General features: G+C 56.5%; 9 protein-coding genes. 4 read left to right on the forward strand and 5 right to left on the reverse strand.

Going from position 1 to position 12730, the window contains the following annotated elements:
- Positions 1–4 precede the first annotated feature (4 nt).
- Entirely contained in the window at positions 5–2146 is a 2142-nt protein-coding gene (locus tag P8935_RS19655) for a thioredoxin domain-containing protein (protein ID WP_348262007.1), read from the reverse strand.
- Positions 2147–2396: 250 nt separating this feature from the next.
- On the opposite strand from P8935_RS19655, the gene P8935_RS19660 reads away from it, so the two are divergent.
- Positions 2397–5777, forward strand: coding sequence for an ATP-binding protein (locus P8935_RS19660; protein ID WP_348262008.1), 3381 nt, complete (start codon positions 2397–2399; stop codon positions 5775–5777).
- Positions 5778–5787: 10 nt separating this feature from the next.
- On the opposite strand, the gene P8935_RS19665 is transcribed toward P8935_RS19660, so the two are convergent.
- Positions 5788–6342, reverse strand: coding sequence for a glutathione peroxidase (locus tag P8935_RS19665; protein WP_348262009.1), 555 nt, complete (start codon positions 6340–6342; stop codon positions 5788–5790).
- A gap of 73 nt (positions 6343–6415) precedes the next feature.
- Positions 6416–7450: a M20/M25/M40 family metallo-hydrolase gene (locus P8935_RS19670; RefSeq protein ID WP_348262010.1), complete on the reverse strand. Its 1035-nt coding sequence runs from the start codon at positions 7448–7450 to the stop codon at positions 6416–6418.
- A gap of 214 nt (positions 7451–7664) precedes the next feature.
- On the opposite strand from P8935_RS19670, the gene P8935_RS19675 reads away from it, so the two are divergent.
- From P8935_RS19675 to P8935_RS19685, 3 genes are all read left to right on the forward strand, one after another.
- Positions 7665–8324, forward strand: coding sequence for an alpha/beta fold hydrolase (locus P8935_RS19675; protein WP_348262011.1), 660 nt, complete (start codon positions 7665–7667; stop codon positions 8322–8324).
- Complete coding sequence (locus P8935_RS19680) at positions 8300–9775, forward strand: DUF4147 domain-containing protein (protein ID WP_348262012.1); 1476 nt, start codon at positions 8300–8302, stop codon at positions 9773–9775. Before P8935_RS19675 ends, P8935_RS19680 begins: the two co-directional genes overlap by 25 nt.
- A gap of 103 nt (positions 9776–9878) precedes the next feature.
- Complete coding sequence (locus tag P8935_RS19685) at positions 9879–10931, forward strand: LacI family DNA-binding transcriptional regulator (protein ID WP_348262013.1); 1053 nt, start codon at positions 9879–9881, stop codon at positions 10929–10931.
- 25 nt (positions 10932–10956) lie between these two features.
- On the opposite strand, the gene P8935_RS19690 is transcribed toward P8935_RS19685, so the two are convergent.
- Positions 10957–11703, reverse strand: a complete 747-nt coding sequence (locus tag P8935_RS19690) for a lysophospholipid acyltransferase family protein (protein ID WP_348262014.1) — start codon at positions 11701–11703, stop codon at positions 10957–10959.
- A gap of 8 nt (positions 11704–11711) precedes the next feature.
- Positions 11712–12617, reverse strand: a complete 906-nt coding sequence (locus P8935_RS19695; RefSeq protein WP_348262015.1) for a GNAT family N-acyltransferase — start codon at positions 12615–12617, stop codon at positions 11712–11714.
- Positions 12618–12730: the final 113 nt, after the last annotated feature.

The raw sequence follows: 12730 nt of genomic DNA on the forward strand, positions 1-12730 counted from the left end.
AAGCCTATTCGAGGGCTTTCAGAAGAGCCTCAACCTCGGTGATCGGCGGCATGCATTTGCGGCCACGACAAATGAGAACCCAGACTGCGGCGCCTTCAGGCTTTGGAACCTGCATCACGGTTTCTGCCAACGCTTCTGGAAGTTCACCGGCCGCGAGTTCATCGGGATGAAGGCGAACAACTGTCTTGTTGACGGCATATCCCGCCATTGCCAATGCCTCAAACTGGTCCGCTTTTGGACATTCGCCCACAACGATGATCTGGGCGGGATAGACAAGCAATCGTTCCAATGCAAGCCCATAGCTGCCGGCATACAGTCCGAAGTGCTCCACGACACCTGCGAAGGATTGAAGGGTTTCCTCGGCGATCTGCCGGTAGTTCCCGCGTCCGCTCAATTCTTCCAGCCGCAGCAGTGCTGAAGCCGCGGTAGGATTGCCGGCAGGTGTCGGCGAATCCTGCAATGGCTTTCTTCTTGCCGTAAGCGCCCCCAGGGGAATGCTGCCGTCGGATGGTGCGGCGGTATCGAAAAACGCTCCCCCAGTGCGGTCGTAGAATTTAGCGATCATGACATCGGCCAGCTTCGCCGCAGCGTTATAGAAGCGCATCTCGCCCGTTGCGATCCATCCGTCAATACAGGCGTGCACGGTCATTGCGTAATCGTCGAGCGTGCCCGGGACTCTTTCAGCGGCCGCGTCCCCATCCGATTCGCCATATGCAATGACGTGATCAAGCGCGTCCGCGCCATCCCAGGCTTCCGCGAGCAATCGATTGAGCGTGAGCAGCGCGAAGGCGCGTGGAGACTCCGCACGAAAAACGCGAGCAGCATCGAAATACGCTGACACAGCCATCGCATTCCAACTCGTGTAAAGCGTGCGATCGATGAACGGCGTAGGCCGCAAGGCACGCGCGGCAATTAGCTTTTCGCGTGACGAATCAATCAGGTTTTGTGCTTCTTCGGCTGATCTACCGGTCTGCGTCGCAACCTCTTCCACAGTGAACTTGCGGTGGAGAACATTCTTGGCGGGGTTGTGGTGCATATCGCCGAGCTCGCCGATATCCCAATACCGCGAGGCCACTCCCAACTCATCCGCACTGAGCACTGCACTGGCTTCATCGAGAGTCCACGTAAAGTAATCGCCATCGTCCTCAAGGTTTATATCCGCATCTTGCGAGGCATAGAAGCCTCCCTTGTCGCGATCAGTCATCACGGCGTCGAGCCAGGCAATGATCTCTTCCGCGGTCTGGCGGAAGTCCGTGCGCACGAAACTCTGAAACGCATGGACGTAGTTACGCAGCAACTCGGTATTGTCGTACAGCATTTTTTCGAAATGTGGCACGATCCAGCGCTCATCCACGCTGTAGCGATGAAAGCCGCCCGCAAGCTGGTCGTAAACGCCTCCGCGTGCCATTCGTTCGAGCGTGACGATGAAGGCTTGCTGCGCCTCTTGATTGCCCCGATGCAGCGCAACCTCAAGAAGCAAATCCAAAACGCCAGGATGAGGAAATTTCGGCTGAGATCCAAAGCCCCCATTACGGGCGTCGAACTGCGCAATAGCCGATGCGGCGATCTTGTCGACCAGACCGAGATTCAAATCCGCGCTGCGAGCGGCAAAGCTCTCGTTATGTTCGATAGCCACCATTACGCTGGCGGCGGACTCCAGTGCCTCTTCCCTGCGCTCGCGCCACACCTGCGCCATGGTCAGCAAAACACGGCCGAATCCGGGCCGGCCATAGCGGTCGTCGCGTGGAAAATAGGTCCCCCCGAAGTAGGGCCTTCCATCCGGGGTAAGAAACGCCGTGAGGGGCCAGCCGCCCTGTTGGCTGATGGCTGAAACCGCAGCCTGGTATCGCATATCCACGTCTGGACGTTCGTCTCGATCGACCTTCACTGCAATGAAGTTTTCGTTGATGATGCGGGCAATCTCTGCGTCCTCGTAGGATTCGCGGTCCATAACGTGGCACCAGTGACACCATACAGCCCCGATATCCAGAAGAATGGGCTTGTTTTCAGCCCGCGCGCGCGCAAATGCCGTCTCCCCCCAGGGATGCCAATGTACCGGCTGGTGCCGCGCCGAACGCAGATAAGAAGAGGAGGCAGTGTGTAGCTGGTTGCCAGCCAAAGTCGACGCGGAAGAATCCGAAGCCATGGGCCGAGAATACACGCCCTGAAGCTTGCCTTACCAATTCGCGATTGGCTATTATCACCGCTGCCATTTCGCCCGGCGGGCAAGTTCCGACGGCAAGCGCTCAAAGCAACAAAATCTAGGCTGGTCGCATCCAAGTGCTTCAACAACAGAGACTTTACCCTTCGGTTGGGGCCAACAAGCCAAACGCAATCTCCCGAATGGCCAGTACTGAAATGATCGCGTGGGGTACATGAAAGCCGGAGAGTTCCCGATGCACGAAGATATCCCCGAGGCGGCCGAGCAAACATCCGTTGGAAAGCCTGCCGAAATGAGCCAATTGATCAGTGCTTATGACTGGTCAAGAACGCCCCTTGGGCACGTGGCAAGCTGGCCGGACAGTCTAAAGGCTGCGGTGCGCATCCTGGTCACCTCGCGCTTTCCCATGTGGATGGCATGGGGACCCGAGCTGACGATGCTCTACAACGACGCATACGCGCGCGTCACGCTTGGCAAAAAACATCCCTGGGCACTTGGCAAGCCGGCTCCGACGGTGTGGTCAGAGATCTGGCCCGAGGTTGGCCCGCGTATTGAGCGGGTCATGAGAACCGGTGAGGCTTCCTGGGACGAAACACTTTTTCTGATCGTCGAGCGGAGCGGATATCCCGAAGAGTCTTACCACACCTTTTCCTATAGCCCGCTCTCGGGATCAAGCGGCCAGATCGAGGGAATGTTGTGTGTAGTAATGGAAGACACCCTTCGCGTACGCGGGGAGCGTCAACTTGCCTCGCTCAGCACACTGGCGGGTGCTCTGGTTGACGCCAATACAAAGCATGAGGTTTTTGCAGCTACCGAACGCGGTCTCGAAGGACAGAAGGACATTCCTTTTGCGCTTGTCTACCTTTTCGAAAACGACAGCCGCACGCTTTGTTTGGTGGCGCGAAACGGGATCTCTCAATCGCATCCGGCGGCGCCACGCGAGATTGATGCAGAATCCGTGAGCGCTCCCTGGCCGCTCGATATTCTTTTCACCACCAATCGCCCCATGACCCTCGATCGGCTTGGCGATCTGTTTCCGGATCTGCCCACCGGAGTGTGGGATAGGCCGCCAAGCCAGGCTCGCCTGGTGCCAATCTTCCGGCGCGGACAGGAAAAGCCTGCAGGTGTTTTCATCGCCGGATTAAATCCCTATCGCCAGCTCGATGCGAACTACGAGGGGTATCTCGATCTCGCAGCGGGGCAAATTGCCGCCAGCATCACCAATGCAGAAGCGTATGAAACAGAAAGAAAGCGCGCCGAAGAACTGACCGACCTGGACCGCGCCAAGACTGCCTTTTTTAGCAATGTGAGCCACGAGTTGCGCACTCCGCTTACCCTCATCCTGGGTCCGATTGAAGATGCGCTGTTGAACGAAACTCCGCCCTCGCATGAGTCGCTGGAAATGCTGCACCGCAACGCTCTGCGACTGTTGAAACTTGTGAATGGTCTTCTTGACTTCGTCCGCATCGAAGTGGGCCGCATGCGGGCCAACTACGAGCCGACGGATCTATCTCAGTTGACGATGCAGCTTTCCAGCGTCTTCCGTTCTGCAGTCGAGCGGGCAGGTCTGAAACTCGTCGTCGAGTGTTCTCCCTTGCCTGAACCGGTATATGTCGACCGCGATATGTGGGAGAAGGTGGTTCTCAACCTGCTCTCCAACGCCCTGAAGGCAACGTTCGATGGTGAGATTCGAGTTTCAGTCTCCCACGACGAAGCCGGTGCCCTGCTCTGTGTTCGCGACACCGGCACTGGAATTCCAGAAAACGAGTTGCCGCATTTATTTGAACGCTTCAGTCGTATTGAGGGAGCCCGCCAACGCAGTCACGAAGGAAGCGGAATAGGTTTGGCGCTGGTGCATGAACTCGTCGAAATGCACGGTGGCACGATCACGGTCGAAAGTAAACCGAATGAAGGCACGTCCTTCAGAATACGTTTGCCGTTTGGCCACCAGCACCTGGCCAGTGGACATATTGCGACGGATTCGAGCAGCCCGCTCGCGGTTCAAGCATCTGCCAACGCCTACGTCCAGGAAGCGCTTGGATGGATGCCGGAGCACAGGCGGCTCAAAGACGAGATCGCGGGTTTCGTGGCCGGCGATCAGGACGATGAGAACCGGATCGCGACTTCCGGAGACAAGCCGGTTGTTCTGCTGGTGGACGACAATGCAGATATGCGCGAGTACGTGCGCTCGCTGCTGGCTGGGCGCTTTGATGTTGTAGCTGTGACGAATGGGAAACTGGCGCTTGAGGAAGTGAAGCGCAGGCCTCCCGCCTTGGTGCTCTCAGACGTGATGATGCCCGAAATGGATGGCTTTGAGATGCTCGCCGCTTTGCGTCGAAATCCTGCCACTGCCACCATTCCAATCATCATGCTCTCGGCGCGAGCCGGCGAAGAATCCCGGATCGAAGGCGTGGAAGCTGGCGCCGACGACTATCTTACGAAGCCCTTCACGGCGCGTGAATTGATTGCGCGCGTTGAAGCCCAGTTGAAGATGGATCGGATGCGACGAGAGGCCGCTGAACAGCGAGCGGCGCTAACGATGGAAATTAATCGTGCTCGCCAACTTGCCGGCGAGGCTCTTGAGCACGTTCCGGTCGCCTTCTGCACGATGGATCGCGAGTACAAGATCACTTACTTGAATGCTGCCGCTGTACAATTGGCAGCACTTTCCGGCAAGCCTCACATGGGGGTGAGTCTTTGGGAGCTTTATCCCAGCTTGATAGGAAGCGAAGTCGAGACCAACCTTCGCCGAGTCATGGAGGCCCAGGTTCCCGTCGAATTTGAGCAGTTCTTCCCCGCACCGGGCAACGAAACCTGGTTTCAGTTTTACGTTTACCCTCAGCCGGGCGAAGGCATCATTCTCTACTGCCGCAATACAACCGAGACTCGCAAAGCCGAGCAAGCTTTGCGGCGCAGTGAGCAATTGGCCGCAGCAGGACGACTGGCAGCAAGCATCGCCCACGAGATCAACAACCCGCTGGAAGCTGTAACCAACCTGCTCTTCCTCGCCAAGAACGATGTAAGCCTGTCGCCAACGTCGAAGGACCTGCTCGAAATTGCGGACAAGGAACTGCAGCGGCTCTCGCACATCACGGCGCGCAGTCTGAAGTTTTATCGCCAACGCACCGCGCCTGCATTCACAGCACTCGACGAAGTCATTGACTCGGTTATTTACTTTCACGATCCGGCGATCCGAGTGCGGAACATTAACGTCGAACGTCGCTATCGCTCTGCGCCGGCGATTCTCTGCCAGCCGGGAGAGATTCAGCAGGTATTCACGAACCTGATATCGAATGCCCTCGATGCCTTGCCGGTGAAAGGACGACTCATCCTTGAAGTGCGGCCGGCGCAGGATGGAGCGGGACGGGACGGTGTCGCCGTCACCATCGCCGACAGTGGTTCAGGGATGGATTCATACATGTTCGAGCGCTTATTTCATCCCTTCGTTACCACCAAGGGCGAAGCCGGCACGGGACTGGGCCTGTGGGTGTCCAAAGGAATTCTCGACAAGCACGAGGCGAATGTTACGGTGCGCACTAAGGCCGGATGCGGAACGGTCTTCCGCATCTTCTTCCCTCTACAGGCCAACGCCAACACACCAGCTACGATTCATTAGTTCAGAGAGATTAGTCTTTATCCAGTTCCTCTTTGATCGCCGCAATCAGTTCTGGCGCGTCAGGAAGCGTGTCCGGCGAGAACCGCTTCACCACTTCGCCCTTCCGGTTAATAAGAAATTTCTCAAAGTTCCACAAGACTTCAGGGTCAGCATTCGTCTCGATGCCGTATCCCTTCAGCTTCTCGCGAAATGGGACTTCGGAAATGCTGATCGCGTTCGGTTGCGCTGTGGTCAACACCTTATACAGCGGGTGCTTGTCGTCGCCGGCAACACTGATCTTGCTGAACATGGGAAATTTCACGCCGTAGTTAGTGGTGCAGAACGATTGAATCTCGTCGTTCGTACCCGGCTCCTGGCTCTTGAAGTTGTTGGCCGGAAAGCCGGCAATCACAAGCCCCTGCCCGCGGTATTGCTCATACAAGCTCTCGAGTCCTTCGTATTGCGGCGTCAGGCCGCACTTCGAGGCGACGTTCACCAGTAGCAGCACTTTGCCTTTGAATTCAGCAAGTGAAGTGTCTTCGCCGGTAATCTTGTTCACAGGAATGTCATAAATAGCAGTGCTCATAATGAATTCTCCTCAGCAGGAAAGCTGTGTTGATCGATGGTTGGATGCAATGGTTAACGATTCGATGCGGACATTAGGAAAGTAATTGTTTTGCAACCCGAACATACAATTCGATTGCTTCTTTGAGTTCTTTCTTCGCCAATTTCTCGTACGGCGTGTGTGCAACGTGGATCGATCCTGGCCCCAGCAGCAGCGGCTCGCCCCAGTTGGAAAGCTGCGGGATGTCGGTGGTGAATTTAGCAATCATGGTTGGCAGACCCCGCACAGCACGGAGGCGCACGAAAGGTATCTCCAGAGTGAAATCAACCTCTGCCAGATCGCCGGCCGCCTCAATGATTGCCGCACGAACAGGTCCAGAATCCCCCACCAGGCGGATAAGTACCTGGGCTTCTGCCTTGTCGGCAATCACGTTGGGCGCATGGCCGCCATGAATCTGGCCGATGTTGAGAGTGCTTGGACCAACGTCCTCGGTCACCGGTAGTTCAAGCTTCAACAGACGCGCCATCACTTCAACCAGTTTGTGCACGGCGCTTTCGCCCAGCTCCGGGTAGGCCGAATGCCCCATCTTTCCGGATGCTCTGAACACGGCACGCAAAGAACCCTTCGAGGCCAGCGCGAGGTGATTGTCAGTCGGCTCCCCATTGATCAGGAAGCGGCTGCCTTTGGGATTCTCATTGGCAATTTTTGCACCCGCGGAGTCACGCTCTTCGCCGCTAACAAACAGCATGCCAACCCGCAAGCCCTCGGCTCGCAGATTCTCCGCCGCCGCAACCTGCGCGGCAATAATTCCCTTGGCATCGGAAACGCCGCGGCCATACATAAAATCAGCGTCTTCACTGAAGGGTATGTAAGGCGGCACGGTATCCATGTGCGTTGAAAAAACGATATCGGGCGTCTGCCCTTTCGCACCGGCATAGACATTCCAGCGCGCTCCTGCTCCGGCGCTCTCGGCGGGCTGCGGAACAGCCGTTTTCTCAACCGACCAGCCGCGCCCTCCCAGGTACTCCGCAAGAAAGTCCCCCACTCGACCTTCGTTATAGGTGGTGGATTCAATCTCGCAAAGCTCACGGGTAAAGCGAATCGGATCGAGCGGCGGCAACTCGTTCATAGTGTTGCCAGAATATCGTAGTCGGCGATTCCCCTTCGCGACCAACCAACTTGCGACCCCATCCGCAGTCCGCCTGTCGCGGGAAAGTCGCCTCAGCTTGATTGGAATTCGCATGGTCAAGCTGAGAGGAGCCACCTGCCGTCGTAAAATAGCTCCTGAAATGACCTCAACATCCGCCGTGTCGCAATCCGAAACGAATTCGGAAAAAACATCCTTGCGAACCGTAGTGTTGCAGGGACCCGCGGGCCGGCTCGAGGCGCTCTTGAACGAAGGCGCGCGCGATGCGAGGTTCGCCGGACTCGTCTGCCACCCGCACCCCCTCGGCGGCGGCACTATGCACAACAAAGTGGTCTATCACGCTATGAAGGTGCTAAATGCACCGGAATGGGATCTGCGCCTGCCGGTTTTGCGCTTCAATTTTCGTGGCACCGGTCTCAGCGAGGGCCAGCACGATGGGCTTGCAGAATCGGCCGATGTGATCACCGCTATAGATTGGCTCCTTGCCGAATACAGTTTGCCCGTAATCCTGGTTGGCTTCAGTTTCGGAGCAGCGATGTCCATCAGGGCGTCGTGCGCAACAGGATCATCCAGCATCCAGTCGAATCTTCGCGCTCTGGTTGCCCTCGGGCTTCCGACACAGGGATTTGGGCAAACCTATCAACATCCGGTTCTCGCCGATTGCCGCTTGCCCAAGCTCTTCCTCAGCGGCGGCAACGACGCGTTTGCCCCGCAACAAGATTTAAGAAACGTAGTCGATCACGCCGCGGATCCTAAGCAATTGGTGTTCGTTCCCGGCGCCGATCACTTTTTCAAAGGCAGCCTCGACGCAATGCAGAGGGCGCTTGCCGGATGGCTGAAGGAGCAGGTGCAATGACGCCGGGTAGCGATACGGCTCTCGATTTTCTTCATGCACGTGCCACAGGTTTTTTTACCGGTGCACTGGAAACATGCAGTATCGCGACTGCCTTCGATCGGCGCCTACGCTTTGAGGGCAATACATTGCGGCGGCTTCTTCCGAACGGCAGCGGGCCCGAAGTCATCAATCTCGCCCAATTCAAACGCATTTTTGTGATCGCGATCGGTAAAGCGGCTGACTCGATGCTTGAGATCCTGCTGGATCGTATGAAACGCCGAAAAGGTCTTCGCGGGATATGCTGCACGAAGTACCTTCCAAAGAAGCGCAACTGGCGTTTCCGCTACTTCGAGGGCGGCCACCCGCTTCCAAACGAGGAATCATTTGCGGCGGCCCGCGCGGCTCTCGCAATGCTGAAGAAGGCGAAGAAGGACACGCTGGTCTTCTGTCTCATCTCAGGCGGGGGCTCCGCGATGTTCGATCTGCCTCTCGATCCGCACATCAGTCTCGAAGATACACAGGCATTCCATCAAGCCCTGCTTGGCTCGGGCGCTCCGATCAATGAGATCAACACCCTGCGAAAGCATTTCAGCGCTGTAAAGGGAGGCCGTCTGGCAATTGCCGCTCCAGAGGCACTGAAGGTTTCGTTGCTTGTCCCGGATGTGCCGCTGCGGACACTCGATGCCCTCTCTTCGGGGCCTACGTCGCCGGATCATTCCACTGTCGATGAGGTGCACGAGATCCTCACGAAATATGATCTATCGGCGAAATTTACGCCGCTGGTGCATGCGTTCTTTGAGCGCAAAGATTTGCCGGAGTCTCCTGGAAATAAAGCCTGGCGTCCACCATTTCTTTCCAGATTTCAGCGAAGCGACCCCTCGCAGGCACGGCGCTTCACAGCCGCCGTCAACCTCACCGGTGAAGACGAGGCTTTTCGTGATTCAGTATTCGAAGTGCTTCTGTCGAGCCATGACCTGGTCGAAAGCGCGCGCGACATGGCTCAAAAAGCCGGATACTTTGTCGCGATCGACAACTCCTGCGACGACTGGGACTACGCGGATGCAGCCCGTTATCTGCTTGATCGATTCCACGATCTGCGATCGCAACATCGTCGCTTCTGTCTCATTTCCGGCGGCGAGGTGACAGTCACCCTCAATCGCACGCCGGGGGCAGGAGGACGGAATCAGCAATTCGCCCTGGCATGCGCAATCGAACTGGCCCATTACCCCGGCGAGATGCTGACGGTCCTGAGCGCCGGTTCCGACGGGATCGATGGCAATACCCCTAACGCCGGCGCCATTGCTGACCCAACGACCGTGGGGCGCGCCCTCGCCTTCGGCTTTAACCCTGAAGAATCACTACGCAGTTTCAACGCCTGTCCGCTGTTTACCGCGTTGGGAGACACGGTGGTGACGGGGCCTACCGGTCACAATCTGCGCGACCTGCGGCTCATGATCTCGGATAAACCTTAGAAGACGAGTTTATCCGCACCGGTTTGCCATCGAGATATAAGCCGCCGGGGCTATCATAGACCTTCGATTTTCATTTATCTTTAACTCTATTCAGGAATTACGAGTGACGCGAAAAGCAAGTCTAAAAGGCTCCGATAAAACGCCCGATATCCGGGCTGTGGCCGCATTGGCCAAGGTCTCCATTGCCACGGTTTCGCGCACTATCAATGGCTCGCCAGTGGTGAGTGAAAAGCTCTCCAAGCGTGTATGGCAGGCAATCGAGCAGTTGAATTATTTTCCCAACACCCACGCGCGTACCCTCGTCTCAGGGCGCAGCCGTCTTTTTGGCATCATTGTCGAAAACATCACCAATCCGTTTTTCCCTGAATTAATTCAGAGCTTCGAAGAAACTGCAGTAGCGAACGGCTATGAAATTCTGGTCAGCTCTTCCAATAGCGATCCGGCAGTGCTGACAACGTGTGTGCGTCGTATGCTCGAGCGGAAGGTGGAAGGCGTCGCGGTGCTCACTTTCGGCGAAGAAGAGCCCGTGCTCGATCAACTCTCGTTTCACGATGTGCCGGTCGTTCTTGCCGAATTCAAGCTGACCGAGCCAAAAGCCAGCACAATTGTGCTCGACTACACTACCGGCATCCGGGCTGCGGTTGAACATCTCTCCGCGCTAGGTCATCGCAAGATCGGGTTCCTCGCGGGACCGCACAAGTTGCACTCCGCCATCACGCGACAAAACGACTTCCAGACGGCTATGCGGGAAAGCAAACTGCCCATCCAGAAGAAGTGGATTATTGAGTGCGACCATACGCTCAAGGGCGGTGTCGCTGGATTCGGTAAGCTGCAAGAGCTGAGCAGCCGGCCCACCGCAGTCATCTGTTCGAATGACATGACGGCTATCGGCGTTCTGCGAGCGGCTTACATGCAGGATTTGCGCGTGCCGCAAGATTTGTCCGTCATTGGGCTCGACGACATCGACTTCGCTGAATTCACGCTGCCTCCGCTTACCACGATTCGGCTCGATCGTGCTGCATTGGCTCGTGCCGCATTCGACGCGCTTCGCCAACATGCGGAAGAACCTGGAAAGCTGGATCCTCAGCGTGAGTTCCTCGTATCCACAAGTCTGGTAGTACGAGGATCGACAGCGCCACCGTCTGCCGGCGCCTAACTGCGCTCTACTCTCGAGCTGAAATCTAGACTAGAAGCAATTCTGCTTCTTCCTCTGGGATCGCGCGATCACGCATGGCAGCAATCTCTGCAAATGTTTCGTCGGCAGCAGCCCTGCGGTGCGGGTATACGCGTGGCTGGCCGAATCGCAACTCTGCGTGAAAGCCCGGCACATTCAAAGTCCTCAGCAGGTGCGGACCAAAACTTTCATCGCCAAACCAGCAGAGCTCTCGTTCAGGAGTGCCGTCGCTGCCTAAATAACGAAGAGAAGCGGCGGTGACAGGACTGCCGGATCGGATGGCTGGCTCGAAAAGCCGGGAGTGGAACCGCAGCATATTTCCGTCAGTGCTGGTTCCCTCTGGGAAGAACAGAACAGGGATCGGGAGTTTGAGCCGCTCAGTAATGGTCGCTGCAACTTTGTCCGCGCTGGCCAGACTGGAACGATTGATGAACAGGGTCCCACCGACGCGAGCCGCCTTTCCAAAGTAAGGCCATGTGCCAATCTCAGATTTGGCTACAAAGAAACATGGCATCGCCGCGCTGAGAATCACAATATCGAGATAGCTCAGATGATTGGCAACCACCAATCCATGCGTCGGAATCGGCCCCACGACCTCGCAGCGAATATCCATGCTGCGCAATACGTGCGTACAAGTCTGCTGCACCCAGCGCGCTCGCCTCTCAAGCGTCCAAGGACCGCTGAGGCGCATGAGCCAGAACCGGCAGATGCTCGCAATCAGCACAACCATCAGCGCCACAGCGCGCCGAAGCATCCTCACACTCATTGCGTGAGCGGCGCCAGAAACCGGTTGCGTGCTGCCGCAGAAAGCATCTTCAGATCGAGCAATGTGAGAAAGTCGATAGTGCCAAATTCACGATCCCATGCCGGTGGTGCGCAGATGCGCGCGCCAATGGTTAGATAAGTTCTTAATAACTTGGGAACCTTGGTTGGTATCGGAATCGGCATCGAAGTCTCTTGCAAGCCGGAAGCTGTCTGTGTCTCCCTGTCCTGCTGCTCGGTGGGACAAACATAAGCTGAAGTTGGTACCGTCTCGAATTCCGGCGAAACCCGGTACCGCTCAAGTTCGCGATACATCAGCCATCCTTCAGCCGGGTCTTTTGAATTCAAAGAAGAGCAACCAACCAGATAACGAAGCCCCATCTCGTTAGCATACTGCGCGATACCGCGCCATAACAACGTAAGTACCTCGGGCGTGCGATGTTCACGATCTATCGACGCGCGGCCGAGCTCTAATATGTCGTGCCGTAGTGGCTCATAAGGCGCGAATTTAAACTCCTGCTCCGAGTAATAACCCAGGTTCATCGCTGCAGTAATTCCCGACTGCATGCGATAGGTTCCGATCACGCGATGATTCGTCTTGTCTTCAACCAGCAGATGTTCGCAGAAGATATCAAAGTGATCAGTGTCGATTCCTGTCTCGTACGAGCGCTCTAGACCTTCGCCCATCTCGATATTGAAAACCCTGAAACGCAGTCGGCATGCGGCTTCGCGGTCGTCTGCGCCCTGCGCGAGCCGCAATCTGTAACCGCCAACTTCCGCGTGGATGCGCGGCTTGACCGGAATTGCCGGCAAACCTGAAAAAACAATTGTGGGTTGAGAATCCACCGGAGCGGTGGTCTGAGGTAATAGTGCGAGAGGAGCCTTCTGCCCTGCTTGCGCAATCACGGGAGTAGTATCCGGCACAAATTGTAAGAGGAAGTTAAAGCTGGTGCAAAGAATCTGCAAATATCTACTATTACGAATTGATGAATTAGTAACAAAAGAGCCCGCCACTAAGG

Source organism: Telmatobacter sp. DSM 110680, from assembly GCF_039994875.1.
Lineage (GTDB): Bacteria > Acidobacteriota > Terriglobia > Terriglobales > Acidobacteriaceae > Telmatobacter.